This window comes from Burkholderia sp. BCC1988, from assembly GCF_905339895.1.
Lineage (GTDB): Bacteria > Pseudomonadota > Gammaproteobacteria > Burkholderiales > Burkholderiaceae > Burkholderia.
On record NZ_CAJPHA010000010.1, the window covers coordinates 255,938 to 277,125 of the forward strand.

The following is a 21,188-nucleotide window of genomic DNA, read 5'->3' on the forward strand; positions in this document are numbered from 1 at the left end:
GTAGTGACATGGCCCAGAGAATTGTCGCCGATGAAGCCGATCCAGTTATCAACATGATTGAACAGGATTTAACGGGCGCTAGTGTAGGTCCAGCTGCGGTGGACGAACGTCATGAGAGGCTGAATCTGGCCGCGAAAGAAGCAGTATCGGCTCGACGCCGACGGGACTTCGACGCTGCCCTGGCTAGATTGCGAGAGAAGGCGATCCGCGATGATGCCACCGTCGCCCAGCATGCCGAGACTCCGTCGCCGAGCGGGATACCGGATGAGACGAATCGAGTCCGTGCGCCTCTCGACCAACCGCCTGAACGAGTACGCAAGCGCTACCTGCGTACCGGCAACCAGTATTTCCTGAAGGACGCGCCGTATCAGCTGGCATTTGAAGATCTGGGGCCGTATCTCGTTACCGAGCACAACCGCCCGGACGTAGTCGAGTCCATGATCGACATGGCGCATGCGAAGTCGTGGCGGCGCATTCGAGTGTCCGGGCACGAGGTATTTCGCGGCGAGGCGTGGCTGCAAGGTACGCTGCTCGGCATCGAGGTGAGCGGCTACGAGCCAAAAGCGGCTGATCTGGCGCGTCTGGCGGATGCACGGCAGGCGCGGTTGGACAATCGCATCGAGGTGGCGGCACACGTCGGGTCACCTCCTGTCGCGAACGCACCGGGACGCTTGGATGATAGACCGATGGTTTCATCTACGCCTCGCGTCGACGCAAGAATCGCCGTCAACCGATCTCCTCCATTTGCACCACGTCGTTCGTCCGCTTCTGAATCGGCTATTCCCGAGGGAAATCAGAACGCTGCAAACGACGAGATCGATGGTCCACGGCGCTACGTCGGGGAACTGCGTGAGCATGGCGGTGCGCCATATCAGCACAATCCAGCGCGTAGCGACTCGTATTACGTCATGTTTCGCGATGAGACTGGAATCGACCAGGTTGTGTGGGGTGTCGATCTCGAGCGCACGATGCGTGAAGCGAATGCGCAAATCGGCCAGCAGGTGATACTCGAGAATCTCGGCAAACGCCTCGTCACGGTTCGAGTGCCGATTTTGAATGACGAAGGACGAGTGATTGGCGAAGACGAGAAAGACGTTTACCGCAATACGTGGCAGGTGGAAGTCGTGGAGCGGGGGCATGAAGTTTCTGTCGCGCGGCAATCGGAAAATCCGTCGGGCGAAGAAGCCCGATCTGCGGATTCACACGTTACCTCGGTTAGGGAGCCAGAGCTTCAAGGCCGTTATGACGCGCTCAATTCAGAAAATGAACGGGCACTGCATCTGGCCGTGCTGACGGCAGCTATGCGCGAGCAGGGTTTCAGCCAGCGTTCCATTGCTCGGGTACAGAAGCGTGCGGAGCGCATGCTGGTCGCGTTCCAGCGCGAGGGCATCCCGGTACCGACGCCGAAGGTGTTTGATCCGAACGCGCCATCGGACCGGAATCGTCGCAAGCATCAGACCTCCGAACGCACGCCTACCCGAGAGATCGAGCGAATGCCTGGTGAACCGTCACCGCCATCACCATCTCGCTGAGGTGAATCGTGGTCGGACGCGAGCGTCTGTGCGTCGAACTCGGTGTACTCAGGTCAGTTTGGGACGACTGGTGTGCTCGTCGCGGTTTGACCGCAGGTGAGGGCGTGCGCCAGTTGGTTGTAACCACTATCCGTGCCGATGCGGCTGGGGAACCTGGCTCGATCTTGTTTGACTTACCTCGGCCGGTCGCCGGGGAGCCGCGCACTCGTATAGAAATCCGGCTGACTATTGCAGAACGGAGAGCGGTCGAACGGCGAGCGACGGCGATGGGCCTGCACAGTAATCGATGGATCGTGTCACTGATTCGTGCGCAAATGACCGGAGAGCCGCAGTTGGGCGAACCCGAGTTGCACGCCCTCGCGGTATCAAATCAGCGTCTTGCCGAGATCAGCCGTCTGTTGGGCCAACTTGCACGGGCCGACGAGGCAGAGCCGGCCCGTCGGGAGTTGAGGTCCGAATGGGTAGGGTTGCGAAGGCGCGTTGACGAACACCTGCGTACGGCGGCTGCCATCATTCGCGCGAATCTTGACCGATGGAGCCGCTGACATGCCATATCCGAGGATCTACATCGATGCGATGCTCGTGAACTGGGGTGACCGCCTGTTTCAGGAGCCACTACGACATGCGCGTGCCGCGCGGCTCTCACATGTGGATATTCGCAACGCCGCCGTCCTCATGCGCGCTCGGGTCGCCCGCACGCTCAGGCGTACCCCGGAGGTCATGGTCAAGATCACCAACAAGGCGGGGAGTGCGCAAGGCATGGGAGCCGTACGTCGGCATTTGCGCTATATCTCCCGTAACGGCCGGATCGAACTGGAAGATCAGAACGGCAACCGTATTGAAGGCAAGGATGCGCTGAGCGATCTCGTAAAGACATGGCAACTGGGCGGCTGGGGCATCCCGGAGGCCAGTACGCGGCGTGAAACTTTCAACATCCTGCTGTCGATGCCGCCCGGAACGGATCGAAAAGCCGTGCGTGATGCGGCGCGCGATTTCGCGGCACTTGAGTTCGGCGACGGGCGTGCGTACGTTTTCGCTGCACACGACGACGAAGCGCATCCGCATGTTCATTTGAGTGTCCAGGTACGTGGCCCTAACGGGCGCCGCCTGAATCCGCGCCACATGGACCTGCAGCGATGGCGCGAGCGTTTTGCAGAGCAACTGCGGGAGTATGGCGTCGAGGCAAATGCGACGCCTCGGCGTGCTCGCGGCATAACGCAACGCTATCCGAAGCAGGCTGTCGTTCATATGGTCGCACGCGGCGAAACGCCGAGGTACTGGAAACCGCTGCCGACCGATGCTCAGCGCGACGCACAATGGGTCGCACAGGGCGGTATATTCACCGCGTGGCGGGAGATAGCCTACGCGATGGCAAGGTCGCGCGTGCGCGAGGATCGCTTGATGGCCGTTGAAATGGCGTACTTCGTGGGGGCCATGCCGGTGCAACGAGAGCGGCCAGTGGTAGCGCGCAATCCGGATAATGGACGCGAGCAGCCGACCAGACTGGGACCGGACTCAGATCGTTTAGACGACGCGACTCGGGATATGGAGCGTTGATGTCCGATGCGTGGCGTCTTTTGTTCAACCTGGCCGCGGTCTTCTGGAGTCGTGGAACCAAGGGATGATCCGTTGAACCTGTTCTGACGGTGATTCGACCGGTTGCGAGGATATTGCTCATGGTCAGGTGCATCGGACACTGCTGTCCTGAGGCGCTCTATTTATTCACGATCAGCGAACCATACCGGTCCGGCCTTGAATGTCGCAAAGAGCAGAAACAGCAACGCGATCGCGAGAAGCGGTACGCCGTAGAGTGCCACCGGGAAAAACAACATGAACTGCAGCACTGATCCGCAGAAGCCGTGTACCGCGCCCGTACCCCGAACGTTTTCGTAGATCAACCGGATCACTGCCGCAAGCCCCATTGCCATGAGTACGAGGCCGCTCCACGTCGGTTCATGCCGAAGCAGTGCGGCTCCCCATCCGAAATATCCCCACCACACGAGATTGATGCCGATCGCAGCGAGCCAAAAGCCACGTGTCGTGAAAAAACTGTAGCCGTACTGGCGTCGAGCGTGATGGCCGAAGAGCTGAATGCTCTTCGCAATCGCAATGATTGTGCCAAATGCGATCGCAAGTTTAAGAAATGCCACGGAATGTTCCTCCAGAGCTGGGCCCGGTGGTGCCTCGTTGGTCGACATGAGGGTGCAGCGAAATGCGACGTGCTGACTTCCGCTCCTTCAAATATAGACGTCCGTTCCGTGAACGCAACAATATCGTTATCCAGAATATTGAAAATTCGCGTTCATGGTGATGACATTCAAAATTTCCGAGTGCCTGGTGCTGCGTGCTCACGCTGCAGGTGCTGAATTCGAAAGTGATGTGGTTGGTGGAAAGAGAATGTCTTGTCGCGATGAAGTTCAATGGTGCCCAAAACCGGCGCAAGCCTATCCTGCTATAACTTATCTTTTTGTCTTTATTTTCGTCGTTCGCCAATCCCGTGAGTACGGTGAGTCATGGTTGCGCGGAAAAATGCGCCGTCGCTGCAAAATGCCGTTCCCGTGCGCGCAGGAAAACTGCACATCTCGCGCAGCAAGATGAATCATGTGCAGTGAAAAGAAATTCCGGTAGCGATGAATGCCATGGGACCTTTGCGCAAATCAGGTTACGACACAACGCAGGAAAGCTGATCGTCGAGCACAGAATGAAAAAGTGGACGGATCATGCTTCGCGATAAAACGCGATGGTCCGGATGCATGAGGACGTCTGCGCTCGCGCAAATCGAATGAGCTGGCGTCCGCGTGGCGCGCTGGAAAAATTCGTGTCTGCTGCGCACTTTACGGAAAGTCCCGCGCTCATCGAGCGTGTGCTCGCGAGCTACGCATTCCAAAGATGGACCGTTATTCACGGACCGTGACCGATCGGTTGATCGGAGCGTAAGGCATTGCCGTACCTCTTCGAGCAATCCAAGGTGCGTTGCCTGCATGCAACGGCAAAAAAATATTCGCAATTCCGGGCTATTCCGGTCCGCTCTCTTGCGTTCCGATACAGAGGATTGGGCTTGTTTTCGAGCGTTGACGTTCATTGCTTCCGTGAGCAAGATGACATTAAGGCAGTGCGATGAGGCGGATCATGCCGGTCGTGAAGCACTTTACTCAAGCCCAATGGGATGCGGTAGCTCGCCGTCTCGACGCGCTGCCGCACAAGCCCGCGCACGAGCATCGTGTCACGGTACGCGAGGCTGTGAAGTCGATGCAGTCTCAGATCAGCGGCGCGCAAAAAAAGGGCTACACGCTCGACGAGATTGTTCAGCAATTGGCGCAAGAGGGCGTGAACATCAGCGCCAGCACATTGCGCTACGCGATGCAACGCAGTGCGAAAGAGGACAAGTCGAAACCGGCAAAAAAGTCTGCTCAACCGATTCGAGCGAACTCTGTGTCTCGAAGCGGGCCGGATCGGGCTCCGGCATCGCACAGAGACCGCATAGATGACGGTGGGCAGCGCGATGGGCGACAGGCTGTGACCAAAGCGGGGACCATGGTGATTCAGGACGCGTTCTCGTTCGAGATCGCGCCCGATACCGAGAACCTGTAGAGGACGTGTATGGCGACGACTTACCCCATCTATCTGGTTGGCGGAAGCAAGGGCGGTGTGGGCAAGAGCTTTGTCTCGCTCGCGCTGGCCGACCATCTGCAGCGGCACGACCTTCCTGTCGTGCTGGTAGAAACCGATACGTCCAACCCCGACGTGATGAAAGCCGTGCAGGACGAGCTACGTTGCATTGCTTACAGTCTGGACGAAGCCGAAGGCTGGATCGGTCTGGTCAACTTCTGTGACGAACACCGGGATGCGGCCGTCGTCGTGAACACGGCGGCGCGCAGTCAGACAGGTGTCGCTCGATTTGGTGCAACGCTGGCCAGTACGCTTGGCGAACTCCGGCGTGAGCTCGTCGTACTGTGGGTGATCAACCGGCAGCGCGACAGTCTGGAACTGCTGCGCGCGTTCAGTCCGACCTTTCCCGACGCGACGATCCATGTGGTGCGCAACGGCTATTTCGGTGCGTCCGACAAGTTTGCGCTGTATCAGGCGTCGCAGCTTCGCAAGACGGTCGAAGCACGCGGGCACACACTCGACTTTCCGGATCTGGCGGATCGCGTCGCCGACGAACTGCGTAGCCAGCGGATGTCGATTCGCGTGGCGTCGGAAACGATGCACATCGGCGAGCGGGCGGAACTGCTGCGTTGGCGGTCGATGTGCGACGCGATGTTCTCGACGATGACCGGCACTACCGGGGCTGACGATGGGCCGTAAACGCTCGGTCGATCCGCTTATCCGCCTGTTTCAAGAGGTGGCCGGCGAGGTCCCGGACGAGACGAGTCTGGCCCGGATGCGGCGGATATCGAGCGTCCTGAATCTGCGGGACAACGACGCGCTCTGGTCGATCATCGCCGCACTCGAATACTACGCACGCCTGTATGAGGCGATGCCCGAACGTGTCCGATGGGCGAGCGAGGGCAGTCTCGAGGCGGCGCGCCGGGAAGTCGGCGGCGCGACCGATGCTCTGTTGCAACAACACCGTGACGCGCTCGATCGGTGCAAGGCGACGATCAAGTTGGCGGAAGACCTGATCCAGGAACATGAGGCGCGGTACCGGGAAGCCTTGGCGCATCTCAATGAGACGGCCCTGACCGCCTTGAGCGCACAGTTGGCCAGCCGGGTGGTGCGTTCGGCCGGGAATCGGCTGATTGGCGCAGCGGCGGTCTCGGGTCGCGAGCAGCGCGCGCGGCTGGACGAGGCGATCGGCATGTTCGAACAGGCGGTCGCCGCAGCGGCGGCGCGGATGGATGCGATAGCGGCGGGCGTGGAGCGGCGTTTCGCACGTGCGATGCGCCGTCTGTGGCTGGTGGGCGCGGTTTTGCTCTGCCTGATGCTGCTGGTCGCGGGTGGTTGGATGGAAAGGCGAGTGGGCTGTCATGCGGCGACCTCGGATTGCCGCGCGGCACTGGTCCAGTCAGCAGGCGGCAGGCCCTGAAGCGCGCTGCCGTCTGCCGTGCCGAATCGTCGGCATGCGTGGCGAAGGTTACACAACGTCAGGATCAGTTTGCGCCGCGCTTACCGAAGCGGTGGTCGGGAAGGGCCACGGCGGCCGCTCGCCGATTGTGTCAGTAGCAGGGGCCGCCTCGCGAGGCGGCTGATCGAGGCGGTCGCCGTCATCTCCCGCCTCCTGGTCGGTGTCGGGGACTTTCTTGTCCGGTCTGTCACCGTCTTCCTCGGTGTCCGCCTCCTCGTCGTCAGGAATATTCCATGAGGGCGTCGCTGGAATCTCTCGATCGGTGAGGATTTCCGGGAGCCGTGTGTCACGAACGCAGGCGCGAGCCTGCGGTGCTGTACTGAAGATGGGAGAAGGCCTCCCGAAGTCGGCTTTCAGGAGCAGGCTTCAAACCGCCCGGTGCTGCTGCGTCCAAAAGGCGCGGTGGTGAGCGACCGTGGAAAAGTCACCCGGAGAGGGTGGCAGGTACGTGTTGAGAAGATGAGCGCAAGCGAACCGTTCGATGACGCATCGTTAGAAATCTAAGGTACTGCCAAAACTGGAGCAGGGCTCCCGCTCCAGGATCAGTCGGGACGTCACCTGATACGGACCCGATGGCAGCCGGTGTATAGGCGGCATGAGCTCAACACAGGCTTTGGTACGGAACGTGAGAACCTTGTCCTGAATGCGAAGGGAAATGACAAATGGCAGACACCATGAGGAAGAATACCGATGTCATGGCAAGGGGCGGAGTTGCCCGTAGTACCGTTGAAGCTCTTGTAATGAGGGCGGAGCGAAGGGGCAACGTTACCCAGTTGACGAAGGTCGACGTTACGGTGATCAGAAACTGGTTCGGGCACGTCAGGCTCGACACGACGAATCACTACGCTCGAGCCAACATCGAAACGAAGCGGCTTGCCCTTGAGCAGGTGGATCGTTCGACTCGCCCTGGCAATCCACCGAGATGGCGAAAAAACCTGACTTGCTTGCTTGGCTCGACGCGCTTTGATCCTGCCGTAATGCGAAGTGACAAGGCCTATGGCACCCGTCAGATAACGCGTCCTGGGGCAATCTTCGCATTACGGCTTCCTTCTCATAATTGGCGGCCAGTCCGGCGATACCGGATGGCGGCTTCGTTCGCACGTTCAAGGGTGAGCGTTGCAGGCTGGAATACGGCACCGTCACGACCGGTTGTTCATTGCCGAAGTTCGTTTCGAGCACAGCGGCCGATTCGGCGGCTGCAACGGTGGGTGTGACGGTTTCGACAGATTGGGTTTGCATGATCGACTCCTGATAGAAGGAAGATGCCGGGCCAGTAAGGTGCGATTGCGTCAGGACGTGACCCGACGGGCGTCATGGCGCAAAGCCGAACTGCCGGGCGACGCGAATGCGCCGCCCGGCAGTCGTTACGCCTTCATCTGACGCATGGCGTCTGCGAGCATCCACAGCGCACGGTTGAGCTTCACGTTTTGGTCGATACCGGTAATGGGCCGCGTCGACATCGCGCGGCCCGGGCGGGAGCGGCCATGCAGGCCACCCTTGGTCAGGTTTTCCTGCACCCGGTTAAAGACAGTCCAGAGATCGTCGCGGCGATCCTCGAAACGGCGCGGGGCAAGTATCTGGCTTTCGCAGATGGGCGCCGGGGCTTCGGCGTCGGTCGGGTCGTACCGCAGCGCGAGCGCGGAGCGGGCGAATGCGTGCTGTTCGTCACGGTCGAGTGTTACCGAGCGCATGCCGTCTTTCTGTTCTCGGATCAGTTCGAACCCGTCGAGCACGTCGAACGCACCGTTGATCACGTTTTGCACCACGTTGCCTTTGTGTGGCACACGGATATCGGCGATGTTCTCGCCTGCGACCATGCCGTTCTGGCAGACAAACCGGAATGTGCCGGCGAGCATTTGGTAACTGCTGGTGCCGTCGTGCGAGTTCAGTAGCACGATTTCATTGGCTTCTTCGCCGGTGATTTGGTCGGCATGGCGCAGCCGGAGCATGTGCTTGGTGAATTCGCGCTTGCCAGAGTCACGCACGCGCGTTTGACAGATCATGAAAGGCTGAAAGCCTTCGTTGCGCAGCCCGCGCAGCACGTCGATGGTGGGAATGTAGGTGTAGCGCTCGGAGCGGCTTTCGTGCTTGCCGTCCGCGAAGATGGACGGGGCGACGCGGCGAATCTGATCGTCCGAGAGAGGTGAATCCGCTCGGAGCATCGGAGCGCTGTAATGGAATGAGGAAGCGAGTCGCATGGCAATCTCCACAGTCAAGGTTGAGGACCTGAACCGGGCGAGGAGGTGTGTCTTGCCATTGCGGCTGGCTACCTCCCGGTGGAACTCGGGGTTGGCGTTGCTGCCGCCTGACTCCCGGATTCCCGCCCGTGCGACTGAAGGAGTCGATAGCGGGCAGGCGTCAAGGAAAAAGGCGAGGGAGGGGTGCGGGCAACACGGTCCCGCGCCCCTTGATGCCTGTCCGCTATCGGCTACGGTCGCGGGTCAAGGGCGGGAAGCTGGGAGTCGGGTGCATGCCATGCCGCGGGTTGACCGGGTCTTGGGGGCTGCGCTTGTTTTGAAGGCGACGGGCTGGTGCTCGTGCAAGACCGATCGACAGTGGAGCGGTTCCGCGCAAAGAATTCTCGTCGAAGCATAGACGATCCAAACGCAGCGCGAACTCCGATTCAGTGTGTCGGGTTTGCCGGGGCGTGGCTTAATGCGGTATCGATCCAGCGTGTCCAGGCGGAAACGCCGTCCTGATTGGGCTCTCGCCTTGGGATTGACAATCGAGTGGGGTGTGCCAAGAACGCGAGCATCAGATGACCGATGCTCGCGGTGCTTTACCAGAGATGAAGGAAGGCCCTTCGGAGTCGGCCTGCAGGGGCAGGCTCCAAACCACCACGAGCTGCGCGGGTCAAGAGTCCGCGTGGTGAGCGTCGATGGAAAAGGCAGAGTTCGACTCTGTCAGGTAAGGATCGAAGAGACGAACGCGAGTGAACCGCTGAAGACGTGTCGAAATTGTCCCAGAAGATGTCGAAACCGGAGAGCCCACTTGCTCCGGGACAAGATCGGACGATGCCTGCTGACGGCCCGATCGGCATCCGGCACATAGGCGGCGTGACTTCGATTCAGGCTTTGGTAAGGAACTTGGGAACCTGTCGTCCCGATGTGAAGGGAGAAATCCAAGTGGAAGGACTCTGCAAGGATGAGAGTACCGATGCGGGGCACAGGGGCGGAGACGCTTGTAGTAGGGTTGATGGTCCTGTAATGGGACCGGACCGAAGGGGCGTCATCGTCTGGCTTTATGCTGCGGGCAACCCGCAAGGGGAGGACCTGCGTGAATAAAGCAAAGCCGTTTAGTATTTCCAAACGTGAGGTATGGGAAGCATATAAACAGGTGAAGGCCAACCGTGGGGCGGCGGGCGTGGATGAACAGACGATGCAGGAGTTCGACGCAGATCTGAAGAACAATCTGTATCGAATCTGGAATCGGATGTCGTCCGGCAGTTACATGCCGCCACCGGTACTGCGGGTTGACATACCGAAAGCTGGGGGTGCGGGAACGAGGCCGTTGGGTATACCCACGATCTCTGATCGCATCGCTCAGACGGTGGTCAAGCGATATCTGGAACCGCTTGTGGAGCCTGTGTTTCACGACGATTCATATGGATATCGTCCTGGGCGGTCTGCGCATCGGGCACTCGACGTGGCCCGGCAGCGATGCTGGAACTACGCCTGGGCGCTGGACCTCGACATCAAGAATTTCTTCGGTAGCATCGACTGGGAACTCATGATGCGAGCGGTGCGCCGCCACACGGATTGCGCATGGGTGCTGCTGTACGTCGAGCGCTGGCTCAAGGCACCCGTGCAAATGCCGGATGGGACCGTGATGAAACCGGACAAGGGCACCCCGCAAGGCGGTGTCGTTAGTCCAGTGCTGGCCAATCTGTTTCTCCATTATGCTCTCGACCGATGGATGCAAAAGCATCACCCCGATGTGCCATTCGAGCGTTACGCGGACGATGCCGTCTATCACTGCCAGAGCGAAGCGCAGGCTGGGCTGCTCCGGCAGGAACTGGAGGCGCGGCTCGCGGAGTGCAAGCTGGCTCTGCATCCAGACAAAACCAAAATCGTGTACTGCAAGCAGGCCAATCGGCCTGTGGGCTATCCAACCTGCCAGTTCGACTTTCTGGGCTTTACGTTCCGGCCGCGGAGCGTGATGAATCGGATGGGCAAACTGTCTGTCGGCTTTACTCCGGCGGTGAGCAACAAAGCAGCCAAGGCGATGCGCCAGGAGTTGCGTCGCAAGTGGCTGTGGCGTCGTTCCGATCTGACGCTGGATGACCTGGCGGATTACACGCGTCCGATTCTGCGGGGCTGGATTCAGTACTACGGGCGGTTCTCACGGTCGGTCCTCGCGCAGGTGCTGCGATATGTTGATGCGGCGCTGGTGCGTTGGGCACGGCGGAAGTACAAGTCTCTTTCCAGACGTCCGGCGCGAGCCTGGGCGTGGCTGTCGGGGATCCGATCCCGGCAGCCCGGGTTGTTTGCCCACTGGAGCGTGGAGGCAGCGGTTGGACGATAAGAGCCGGATGAATCGAGAGATTCACGTCCGGATCTGTGAGAGCGTGAGGGTGCGATTCCCTTGCGCTACTCGACTGAGCGTGCCGCAGTGCACTCTACCTGGTGACTGCTTGTCCGCTCACGCCGAGGCCCCGCCAGCACCTTCGCTCCTTCTGTTGCCAATAGGCAACACTAATTTACCGAAGAGTTCCAATGTGATTCGGCGTGGGTTATTCGGCGGAGGCGCGTCCGGCAAGGCCAATTCACTACTTCGAAGGTGAACCGATCCAGTTCTAGGATATCTACGTCAATCCGGCGCTGTTTCCCGCATATTTCGAGCAGGATTTCGCGGTCGAGACGCCGCATCATTATATGGTGCGGCTCGCGTTGATCCAGCGCGCGGAGCCGATTCTACACGCAAAAGCTCGACGCGCAGGAGTGCCTGCACCTCGTGGTGGAAATCGACGAGCCGGGCCTGCTGGTCAGGTGCCGAACGTGGGTCGACGAGCAGGTCGCGACGTCGGTGCGGTCTTGGCATCCGGTGTCGCGGTTTCATCTGCGGGGGCGTTTGGGGCGGAGTGCCGCAGGAAGCGGCGATGCATGCGCGGCGTAGTGCCAAACCCGGCAGTCTCCGGTGAACCCGGAGCGATTCACATGTTTGGCCGCCGAGTATCGACTCGTTACCGAGGTTCCCGCTTAATCTTCAGCGCTTCCCAACTCTCGTCATCAAGCAGGCGAGTGAAGAGACGATTCCGCATGGTCTTGGTCAGCGGCGTCAAACCGAGCAAGACGTTGAATGCGATGCCGCTCGCGGCGAAGTAACGCAGCAGCGTGAGTTCGAAGTCGCTGGATTCTTCGTCGAGCGTCTTCAGCTTGTCGGCATCGGCGCGCTTTCTGTCGTCGAGCAGATCCGGACTTTCGATGATCGCCGCCAGGATCGCGCGCGCAACCGAATTCGGTTGACTGATGGCTTCCCGGAAGATAGCGATCTGGGAGGAAAGATTCGGTTCGGCCTTCAACGCGCCCTCGTTCGCTAGGTAGTCGCGCGCGAATTGCTCGAATTGCCCCTGCTGGAATTCCAGTAGCGCCTTGAGCACACCTTGCTTGGTACGAAACTGGTGCAGCAAGCCGCCCTTGCTGATGCCGCTTTCACGTGACAGCGAATCGAACGTCAATCCGCCGACGCCGTCCCGGGTCAGGATGCTGAACGCGGCATCGATTGCCTTCTTGCGGGAAATTTCCGAACGGGTCTGGTTGTCCATGTACTGATCGTGGTGGTGCGTCGCGCCGGCGCTGAGGCGTCAAGACGGTGGTGAGAGGGCGGAGCGGGGTTGCGGGCGATAAAGCGTGAATTGTACCCTGTCGGCTGACAACCTAAAAACAAACCGGGTAGACGGTTTGCATGGGGCGAGACGGTGCTACGCTTCGGCCACGTCAAACCTTTCGACATTTCGCCGCTGGCGGCGCCAGGAATCTTCCAAGGAATCCGACATGTTCAGAACCCGACTCATCCCCTTTTTCGTTTCGAGCGCCGCGGCGCTTACGTTGACGGCGTGCGCCAGCGTGCAGCCCGTTGCGTATTCCGGCCTTGCGTCGTCCTCGCAACTGGCGCAGAACCGTGACAGCGACGCCGCAAAGGTGCCGTACCGGTACGCGGATCAAGTGAACTGGTCGAAATATCGGCAGGTCATCGTCGATCCAGTTGTCGTCTATGCGGGTCAGGACAATCAGTTCGGCGACCTGAAAGCGGACGACAAGGCCGCGCTTGCGGACTCCCCCCGGCTTCTGACCGCATACGTGACGAAGCAATATCCGAACGCGATGAATCTGCCCGCCGCATTCGGCTCGCTGAGCGCGGCAAAGACTGGAATCGACAAGGGCGCCGACGCTCTCGTCAGTCAATTGCAATGATCGTCTCACGCATGACGACGCGCGGTACGTCAACGCACGCGTTCGCGACGCCTGTCATGCGAGAGACGACGCGCCATTCAGCCGGATCGTCAGCCGTGGAGCCGCAACCATGCGGGAATTTGCCCAATTCATTCTGAACACGCCGCCCCCACTCATGGTTTCGATCGTGTTCGGCGCGGCCTATCTGGCGATCGGGATTCCCGTTCACATCGTCCGGGGTGCGGTTGCGCGGGATGTGTACGGCACGATGGCCGGCGTGTTCGCTGCGCTGTTCTATCTGACCGTGGTGCTGGGTTTCCGGGCGGACATGCTGGAATGAGCGGAACCAGACTCGTCGTGTGCCACGAATGCGATCTGCTCCAGTGGAAGACGCCGCTATCCGAACCCGGCGCCACGCGCTGCCGGCGTTGCAGCGCGGTTCTCGATCGGAGCCTGCCGGCGACGTACGACCGCGCATTGGCGCTGACATTGGCCGCCGCGGTCGTGTTTGCGGTGGCCAACTGTTTTCCGATCGTCGCGCTTCGGGTCAACGGCGCATTGGTCGAAACGACGCTGTTCGGGGCGGTTTCGTCGCTGTGGGGCGACGGCATGTGGCTTTTGGCGGGTCTGGTCTTCGTGACGACGATCCTGATGCCTGCATTGAACGTCGCGGCGGCGATCCATCTGCTCTTGCCGTTGCATATGGGCAGGTCGCCTTGCCGCGCCGGGCTTGCGCTGCATGTACTCGGTCGCGTTGCGCCGTGGGGGATGGTCGAAGTGCTGATGCCCGCCATGCTGGTCGCACTCGTCAAGCTCGGGCACTACGTGACCGTCGTTCCCGGCGTCGGGATCTGGGCATTCGGCGCGGTGATGGTGCTGCTCGCCACAGCGGCTATTTCGTTCGATCCGGCCGGCATCTGGTCGCGTATCGACAGCGTGTCGGATGACTACGTCGCGTCGCTCGCGCCGCAGGTCGGCGCGGCTGCGCCGACCGAGGCGCGCGCCGGTCTATTCATGTGTCGCGCATGTGGCCTGGTGTCAAAACCGCTCGCTCATGTCCATGTCGGGATCTGCCCGCGATGCCGCGCGATATTGCATCTGCGCAAGCCTCATAGTCTTGCGCGCACCTGGGCATTTCTCGCCGCGGCGGCGGCCCTTTACATTCCGGCCGTCGTGCTGCCGGTCATGGTGACCAGCACCGTGTTCGGCACTCGCTCCGACACGCTTCTGAGCGGCGTCGCATTGCTCTGGATCTCCGGGTCGTGGGTGCTTGCGATGGTCGTTTTCATTGCCAGCATCGTGGTTCCCATGCTCAAAATTCTGTCGCTCACGTATCTTGCCTGGAGCACTCAGCTGCGCTCCCCCGGCGCCCCGCGGAAACGAACGCATGTGTACCGGGTGGTCGAGCTTGTCGGCCGCTGGTCGATGCTCGACATCTACGTCATTACCATCCTGGCCGCACTCGTCCGGTTCGGTTCGGTCGCGACGATCGATGCAGGTCCCGGGGCGGTCGCATTCGGCGCGGTGGTCGTGCTGACCATGCTCGCTGCGTTGTCGTTCGATCCCCGCCTGATATGGGACGCCGTGGAGAAAGAAGGTGAATAGGTTGTCGGGACAGAAAAATGACGACGGCGCGGCTGATTTTCCGACAGCAGTCGCCGTGAAGCGGTCGAGGTGGCGAGTACAGGCTGTATGGCTCGTACCGCTGGCGGCCGTCCTGATTGCGGGCGGTCTCGCCGTGCAGGCGATTCTGCAGAGAGGCCCGACCATCACCATCAGCTTTGCGACAAGCGATGGCATCGAGGCCGGCAAGACGAAGATCAAGTTCAAGAACGTCGACCTCGGCGTAATCAAGAGCCTTGAACTTTCCGACGATCACAAGACGGTGCTCGCCCGTGCCGAAATGTCTCGCGGCGCAGCCGACATGCTCGTCGACGACACCCGCTTCTGGGTCGTTCGGCCGCGTATCGCGGGCGGCACGGTGTCGGGCATCGGCACATTGATATCCGGTTCTCACATCGGCATGGACATCGGCGCTTCGCACAAGGCACGACGCAATTTCGTCGGCCTCGAGTCGCCGCCGGTCCAGGCCTCCGGCACACCGGGCCGGGAGTTCGTGCTTAGGAGCGCAAGCATCGGCTCGCTCGACATCGGTTCGCCCGTGTTTTTCCGGCGGCTTCAGGTAGGCCGGCTCGTCTCGTACGCGCTTGATTCCGACGGCGCGGGAATGACCCTGCACGTATTCATCGATGCGCCTTACGATAAATTCGTGACCGGCGCCACCCGCTTCTGGCACGCGAGCGGTGTGGATGTGACGCTGAATACCAGCGGCGTGAAGATCGACACGGAGTCACTGGTATCGATCCTGATCGGCGGCCTGGCGTTCGAGAACCCGCCGGACACGGCCGCCGGGATCGAAGCCGAAGCACTGCGGCAGTACGAGCTGTTCGATACGCGCGCCGACGCGATGAAGCCGCCTGCGACGATCGTCGACAAATACGTGCTGAAGTTTACGGAGTCGGTGCGCGGCTTGACGGTCGGGGCGCCTGTCGACTTCCGGGGGATCGTCATCGGCGAGGTGACGGCAATCCGCGCGCACTTCGATCCTGCCGCCGGGGATTTCAGCATTCTCGTCGAAGTGAACATCTATCCGGAGCGCCTGATTTCGCGCGACAACTGGGAAGGCGGCGTCGGGAGCACATCGTCGGAACGAAATCAGTTCGCGGGCCACTTGATATCGAAAGGGCTGCGGGCGCAGTTGAGGACCGGGAGTCTGCTTACCGATCAGCTGTATGTCGCGTTCGACTTCTTTCCTTCGGCGCCCAAGGCAACCGTGGACTGGAGCAAAGCGGCGCCTCAACTGCCTACGGTGCCGGGCAACCTTCAGGGTTTGCAGGATTCCATCACCCGTCTCGTCGCGAAGCTCAACGAGATTCCGTTCGAGGGGATCAGCAGGGACCTGCGCAAGACGCTCGGTGACGCGGACACGCTGCTGAACACCGTCAATACCGACATCGCGCCTGACGCAAAAGCGACACTGGCCACGGCCCGAGAGGCGCTTACATCGGCAAATCGCACGTTGCAAAGCGATTCTCCATTGCAGCAAAGCACTTCTGAAACAATGCAGGAACTTTCGCGGGCGGCCGTCTCGATTCGCTCGCTGGCGGAATGTCTGTCACGTCACCCGGAAGCGCTGATCCGCGGCAAGAGCGAGGAGAAACCATGAACCGATATCCGGTGTGCGTTCTGGCGGCGATCGTGTCGGCCCTTTTCGCGGGATGCGCCGCGTCGCCTGCATCCGGGTTCTACACGCTGAGTCCTGTTCGCGTTGCCGAACCGGGGCCGGATGTCGGGCCGATCGCGATTGCAATCGGTCCGGTTACGGTGCCCGAGCTGGTCGATCGGCCGTAAATCGTCACCACGATCGACGCGAACCGTGTGTCCATCGACGAGTTCGCTCGCTGGGCCGATCCGCTGAAGAGTCAGATCGCACGCACGCTGGCCGCCGATCTCATGCAGACCATGCCGGGTTCGATCGTGTCGGCTTATCCGCAGCGCGCCGGCGATAACAGCTATCGGGTATCCGTCGACGTACAGCGCTTCGAATCCCCGACAAGCGGTGCGGTGACGCTGGCGGTGATCTGGTCGTTGCGCCCGTCGAAGGGGAAGGCAGTCGATGGATGCACGGTCGTACATGAGGCCGTCGGCGCGCCTGGATACGATGCGCTGGTCAGCGCGCATAGTCGGGTGCTCGCGTCGGTGGCCAAGGATATTGCCGTTGCGATGAAGGCTTTGGATCAGTGAAACGACATGGAGGTTGTGATGAGATTTCTTGCTTGTGCGGCGCTGGCGGTTCTGTGCCCCACGCTTGGCGGCTGCGGTTTGGCCGCAGCACCATGTCGTGTGGCCTCGGCGGGTTTGAAGGTCGTGCCGGTGGTCGGTCATGTGGCCGCAGCGCCAACCGACGCCTGTGCGGCGGCCATTGACTGACCGTAAGCGGTTACCCCAGGAAAAATAATTCCGGAAATCAGCAATCTTGCTACGTGACCGCAAAGCTGAACGTTTCCGCGGCGATCCGCACACACGTCGGCGACTGCGCCATACCAGAGTTGTACCCCCTTTGTCGGCAAGGGCGAGTCAGTGTGCAGACGGAGCCGACTTCCCATCGCACGGCCGGTGACGGAGACGAACTGACGCGCGCCAAGTCGCAATTGTGGCGCTGCTGACCATCAGCAGACGGGGAAAAAGTCGAGATATTCATCTCGGTTTCCTGTTGATCCGGCTGGACATGTGTTTCATCGAATGTGTGTCGTAAAAATGAAATAATCAATTGGTGGTGGTTTATATTTGGTTCGAATTGTTTGTTGTCGGCGAGATTATAGATGTCTCTGGTCGTTTATCAATGAAACAATTGTAAAAGTCTCCAGTAGGATCGATTTTGGAGTTATTTAGGGACGGGTTTTGTGATTGGGGTGGGGTTCGCTGGAGTGAGGTGATTTTGACAATCGTTGTATTGATGTCTCCTGGCATAGACCTAGACTTCGCTCATGGGGAAATTTTGCTTGGCAAAGCGCTGGTGATTGCTTGAGTTGACGTTTTGAGGCGGGCTGTCTCATTTGGACCTAATTAAAGGGCGTCAGAGGATGAAAGCGCGAGGCATTGAATGCGATTTTGGGATGTTGATCGAACTATCGCAGCCGCGACTGGAACTCCCGGCTAAGATGCTTCCATATATGTGCAATCGGCCAGTGCACAACGGCATCCTGTCGGCGACTAATACGGGATTGTCTTGGCTAAAGGCCTTGACGCGGCTCCGATCCGGCTCAAGAGCAATTTGTTGGCAGCGACTGTGCGGCAGGCCGTCAGTCGGTATATGGTCCCGCCGGGAGGAGCCATCGCTCGAGACATGTTCTTCTCCACGTCGCGAAGCTTGTCTAGTACGTCATGTCGCTGCCGAATCCTGTTTCCTGCGGCCTTCCACTCGTGGGCCGCTTGTCCGCAACAATCAAAACAGTATTCGGGCTGCACGGTTGCCTACTCACGGACATCTGCCTGTCGGTGAGCGCGGTAGATCGGGTCGAATGCCTTGTGCGCTTCAAAAAACCGTCACCCTAACTAAATCCAATCTATTTCTAAAAATAAAAATAAGTACGTCGCATCTTTCGCTGAAGTGATTTTTTGTCGATCGTGAGTCAAATTGATTATTTGGTTTGATCTGGGTCGGGATTTTGTTGTGCTCTATCGCTATTTGGCTCAAGCTTTCGTCTGTGTAAGTGTGTTACGTTTTTCGTGTGATAAACGTCACTATGTAGTAATTGGTGGATGGCGGCGCCAAATCACCGGCATGGTGAAGCTGCAATATGGTTCATCGACACCTTTTGATGGAGAATCGAAAATGAGTACGATTGAGCTTTCCGGTCGTGAAAAAGCTGGGGTATTTTTACTGGAACAGATGATGGAGTATTGCTACTCGGCCGCGCTGCGCGCTGCTGCGGCCATCGGAATAGCAGACCATCTCGTCGAAAAACCGAAGACTGCGGCCGAGCTTGCTCGGGACACCAATACCGACGAAGGGAAGTTGTATCGGGTATTACGGCTGCTCGCTTCTCGCGGCGTCTTCCGTCTGAGCGACAAGGGGCAGTTCGAGTTGACGCCATCGGCAGAGTACTTGTGCTCGAAGCGGCCACAATCGTTGCGGGCCGGAATCATGATGCTGGGCGACGATACGTTCTGGAAGCCATTGGCCGATCTGGCCGAGATCGTGAAAAGCGCCGACGAAAACCCCGTGTTCCAGAGACTATTCGGCGGGACCTTCTTCGAGTACTGGGCCAAACATCCCCAATCGCTTACGCATTTCCATGTGGGGATGTCCTCGATGTCGAGCTTCGAGAATCAGCTTCTCGTGCGAGCCTATGAGTTTCCGAAGGGTGCAACCGTCGTGGACGTCGCAGGCAACAAGGGCGATGTGCTGCTACAGGTGATGCAGGAGAATCCGACCACGCGCGGCGTCTTGTTCGATCAGGAACATATCGTGCCCAGCCATCGACTCAATGAACTTGGAGACGATACGCGCTGGGAGACCGTCGCGGGGAACTACTTTGAGTCGATTCCCGCAGGAGACGTCTACGTCCTGAAATACATTCTTCACGACAATAGCGACACCGATTGCGTGCGCATCTTGCGTAACATCCGCAAGGCGATCAGGCCGGGGGGGCGAGTGATCATCATGGACCCCGTGATTCCGGAAGAAAACGTCGAACATCCCGGCAAGCTGATGGATATGCTCGTCATGGCGATCTACGCGGTTGGCCAAGAACGCTCCGAGCCTCATTTCAGGCGGCTGCTTTCCGAAGCGGGTTTCGGGCTAACACGTGTCGTCGACACCGGTTTTTACGTTTCGATTGTCGAAGCAGTTCCTGACTAATAACCGGCACTTGGGGTACTTCACGGTCGAGACCGGACGCGACAGGGCCAGAGGCCTTGTCGCGTTGCAACGTCACATCGCGAAAAAACAGGTATACGTTATGGTCAATCAGAATGCATGCATCGCCATTGTCGGTGGTGGGGCAGCAGGTGTCGCCACGTTTATCTCTGCAGTCAAGCACCGAGTCGCCCGGCGAATCTTTGTGATCGATCCTCATCCAGTGGGAGCGGGAATTGCATATTCCAGTACCGACGAAGATATTCTGTGCAACAGCTCCGCGGACATGATGTCGGTGGTGCCCGGCAAGCCTTTGGACCTTGTCGACTATCTGGAGGAAAACGACTGCAACGCTACATGGTCCTCCTTTATCCCGAGGTCATTGGTCAGACGATATCTGGTAAACCGCTTTCGCTTGTATCGTGACTTAGCGCAGCGAGCCGGTATCGAGGTTACCTATCTACCGTATCGCTTTCGATCGTTGAAGATCGCCGGCGACAGGCGCTATGTGCTTCGATTCACCGGGTCACCGGTGCCGGACGCGTTGGAAGTCACCGACGTTGTTTTCTGCACGGGGCACGGTGCGGCCTGTGTACCTGATCTCCTGCTGAAATTTCGTGATCAACCAACATTCGTCGAATGTCCATATCCGGAAGCCGACATGTTGGGTAAGGTACCGCCCAAATCGAGAGTGCTGGTACTTGGTACAAAGCTTTCGGCGATAGATGCGACCATCTTGCTGTGTCGCGAGGGGCACAAGGTTGTGATGATATCGCCGTCGGGAGAATTGCCCTCGGTGCGCGAACGTATCCCGCTGAACGGCGGAATCTCGGTTGACGTTAAACGTCTCGAATCTCTTCTGAAGTGTTGGGATACGAAAAAGCGTAATTCCGTTCATGCTGGGATTAAATATGCCTATATAAAATACGTGGCGTCTATATTGACTGCGCATACGGATAGATCTTGGCGAAGGCAGTTTTCTGTCGCATGCCGATACGATGAAAAACTTCGCGAGGAAATTTCCATCGCCGAGAGTGGCGGTAGTCAATGGCAGGACATAATTGTTAGTTACTTGACAGCAGCCAATGCGCTTTACCTGGGAGAACAGAACTTTAGCGGTGGCTTGCATCCAGAATTTCGGAGAACTCTCGGTCGATATACCGGTGCTATCGCATTGCCCAATGCCAGGAAATTGATGAACTACATCGAAGGCGGATCGCTTAGCGTTGGCCGAGGCGAGCTATTTCATGTCGCAATTTCCATCACCCGTGACTCGGGCGGTCTTTGGTCAGTCGATTGGGGCGAGGGAAATCAGTATTTCGATGCAGTGGTCTCCGCTGCCGGCTTTCGGATTCCGTGCTACGTGTTCAACGATTCGGGCGAACTGGAACTCGACGTGTTGGGACAGCGTAGAGAGGGCGCCGTTGAGGTGTCGTCGGAAATGGCTGCTCGACACCCTTGCCTGCACGGTGACGAGAGCATCTGGTTCGTGGGCAACATCGCACAGACGCGTCTTTTGGCAATTAATGGGCTGCCTTTCATCGTCGCGTTAGCGGATCGAGTGATTACCAATATGGTGTCCGGCATGCAAAAACCGGAAGTCGAGTACGGTCCGGCGGGCGGGCATGGATTTGATGTTGTCGTCAACGCGGCAGATGCCTACTCGGCGTGATGAATAGATGTGTGACTGGTGGACAATATGTCGTAGAAGAAGTGGTTTCCTTATCACTGGGGGGGCAATGAACGACGCTTCGATTGCACGGAATCTAACCCGT

The 21,188-nt window shown here is 59.2% G+C and carries 19 protein-coding genes and 1 pseudogene; 16 read left to right on the forward strand and 4 right to left on the reverse strand.

Annotation, left to right across the window (positions count from 1 at the left end; translation table 11 throughout):
* Positions 1 to 8: 8 nt before the first annotated feature.
* Together U4012_RS17050 and U4012_RS17055 are read left to right on the forward strand one after the other, a co-directional pair.
* Complete coding sequence (locus tag U4012_RS17050) at positions 9 to 1,532, forward strand: LPD7 domain-containing protein (RefSeq protein ID WP_321800132.1); 1,524 nt, start codon at positions 9 to 11, stop codon at positions 1,530 to 1,532.
* Positions 1,533 to 2,078: 546 nt separating this feature from the next.
* The gene (locus U4012_RS17055) at positions 2,079 to 3,089 is read left to right on the forward strand and encodes a relaxase/mobilization nuclease domain-containing protein (protein ID WP_321800134.1); all 1,011 of its coding nucleotides are present in this window, start codon (positions 2,079 to 2,081) and stop codon (positions 3,087 to 3,089) included.
* Between the two features lie 161 nt (positions 3,090 to 3,250).
* On the opposite strand, the gene U4012_RS17060 is transcribed toward U4012_RS17055, so the two are convergent.
* A complete protein-coding gene (locus tag U4012_RS17060; protein ID WP_321800136.1) occupies positions 3,251 to 3,730 on the reverse strand; it encodes a hypothetical protein in 480 nt (159 codons plus the stop codon).
* A gap of 106 nt (positions 3,731 to 3,836) precedes the next feature.
* Between U4012_RS17060 and U4012_RS17065 the strand changes: the two genes are divergently transcribed.
* From U4012_RS17065 to U4012_RS17080, 4 genes are all read left to right on the forward strand, one after another.
* Positions 3,837 to 4,130, forward strand: coding sequence for a hypothetical protein (locus U4012_RS17065; RefSeq protein WP_321800138.1), 294 nt, complete (start codon positions 3,837 to 3,839; stop codon positions 4,128 to 4,130).
* A 531-nt stretch (positions 4,131 to 4,661) separates the two neighbouring features.
* Complete coding sequence (locus tag U4012_RS17070; protein WP_321800140.1) at positions 4,662 to 5,123, forward strand: hypothetical protein; 462 nt, start codon at positions 4,662 to 4,664, stop codon at positions 5,121 to 5,123.
* A gap of 9 nt (positions 5,124 to 5,132) precedes the next feature.
* The gene (locus tag U4012_RS17075) at positions 5,133 to 5,840 is read left to right on the forward strand and encodes a P-loop NTPase (protein ID WP_321800142.1); all 708 of its coding nucleotides are present in this window, start codon (positions 5,133 to 5,135) and stop codon (positions 5,838 to 5,840) included.
* Positions 5,830 to 6,561, forward strand: a complete 732-nt coding sequence (locus U4012_RS17080) for a hypothetical protein (protein WP_321800144.1) — start codon at positions 5,830 to 5,832, stop codon at positions 6,559 to 6,561. Before U4012_RS17075 ends, U4012_RS17080 begins: the two co-directional genes overlap by 11 nt.
* Before the next feature lie 858 nt (positions 6,562 to 7,419).
* On the opposite strand, the gene U4012_RS17085 is transcribed toward U4012_RS17080, so the two are convergent.
* Together U4012_RS17085 and U4012_RS17090 are read right to left on the reverse strand one after the other, a co-directional pair.
* Positions 7,420 to 7,839, reverse strand: a complete 420-nt coding sequence (locus U4012_RS17085; RefSeq protein WP_321800146.1) for a hypothetical protein — start codon at positions 7,837 to 7,839, stop codon at positions 7,420 to 7,422.
* A 125-nt stretch (positions 7,840 to 7,964) separates the two neighbouring features.
* Entirely contained in the window at positions 7,965 to 8,798 is an 834-nt protein-coding gene (locus U4012_RS17090; RefSeq protein WP_321800148.1) for a DUF932 domain-containing protein, read from the reverse strand.
* 1,078 nt (positions 8,799 to 9,876) lie between these two features.
* Here U4012_RS17090 and ltrA point away from each other — a divergent pair.
* Both ltrA and U4012_RS17100 read left to right on the forward strand, forming a co-directional pair.
* Complete coding sequence (ltrA, locus tag U4012_RS17095) at positions 9,877 to 11,124, forward strand: group II intron reverse transcriptase/maturase (RefSeq protein WP_124586142.1); 1,248 nt, start codon at positions 9,877 to 9,879, stop codon at positions 11,122 to 11,124.
* 230 nt (positions 11,125 to 11,354) lie between these two features.
* Positions 11,355 to 11,715, forward strand: a pseudogene (locus U4012_RS17100) (UTRA domain-containing protein); the annotation flags it as partial.
* Between the two features lie 67 nt (positions 11,716 to 11,782).
* Here the strand turns inward: U4012_RS17100 and U4012_RS17105 are convergent.
* A complete protein-coding gene (locus tag U4012_RS17105; protein ID WP_321800150.1) occupies positions 11,783 to 12,364 on the reverse strand; it encodes a TetR/AcrR family transcriptional regulator in 582 nt (193 codons plus the stop codon).
* 229 nt (positions 12,365 to 12,593) lie between these two features.
* On the opposite strand from U4012_RS17105, the gene U4012_RS17110 reads away from it, so the two are divergent.
* From U4012_RS17110 to U4012_RS17145, 8 genes are all read left to right on the forward strand, one after another.
* Complete coding sequence (locus tag U4012_RS17110) at positions 12,594 to 13,013, forward strand: DUF3313 family protein (RefSeq protein WP_321800152.1); 420 nt, start codon at positions 12,594 to 12,596, stop codon at positions 13,011 to 13,013.
* A 109-nt stretch (positions 13,014 to 13,122) separates the two neighbouring features.
* Positions 13,123 to 13,332, forward strand: a complete 210-nt coding sequence (locus U4012_RS17115; protein ID WP_321800154.1) for a hypothetical protein — start codon at positions 13,123 to 13,125, stop codon at positions 13,330 to 13,332.
* Positions 13,329 to 14,597 carry a paraquat-inducible protein A gene (locus U4012_RS17120; protein WP_321800156.1) on the forward strand — a complete coding sequence of 423 codons (1,269 nt, stop codon included), beginning with the start codon at positions 13,329 to 13,331 and terminating at the stop codon, positions 14,595 to 14,597. The genes U4012_RS17115 and U4012_RS17120 overlap by 4 nt, the downstream gene beginning before the upstream one ends.
* On the forward strand, positions 14,590 to 16,218 hold the full coding sequence (locus U4012_RS17125) for an intermembrane transport protein PqiB (RefSeq protein WP_415750384.1): 1,629 nt from the start codon (positions 14,590 to 14,592) through the stop codon (positions 16,216 to 16,218). Before U4012_RS17120 ends, U4012_RS17125 begins: the two co-directional genes overlap by 8 nt.
* A gap of 197 nt (positions 16,219 to 16,415) precedes the next feature.
* On the forward strand, positions 16,416 to 16,796 hold the full coding sequence (locus U4012_RS17130; protein ID WP_321800186.1) for a PqiC family protein: 381 nt from the start codon (positions 16,416 to 16,418) through the stop codon (positions 16,794 to 16,796).
* 18 nt (positions 16,797 to 16,814) lie between these two features.
* Positions 16,815 to 16,982 (forward strand): DUF6726 family protein, encoded by a 168-nt coding sequence (locus tag U4012_RS17135; protein ID WP_321800158.1) that lies wholly within the window; start codon positions 16,815 to 16,817, stop codon positions 16,980 to 16,982.
* 1,405 nt (positions 16,983 to 18,387) lie between these two features.
* On the forward strand, positions 18,388 to 19,416 hold the full coding sequence (locus U4012_RS17140) for a methyltransferase (RefSeq protein ID WP_321800160.1): 1,029 nt from the start codon (positions 18,388 to 18,390) through the stop codon (positions 19,414 to 19,416).
* 100 nt (positions 19,417 to 19,516) lie between these two features.
* Positions 19,517 to 21,085: an FAD/NAD(P)-binding protein gene (locus tag U4012_RS17145; protein ID WP_321800162.1), complete on the forward strand. Its 1,569-nt coding sequence runs from the start codon at positions 19,517 to 19,519 to the stop codon at positions 21,083 to 21,085.
* Positions 21,086 to 21,188: the final 103 nt, after the last annotated feature.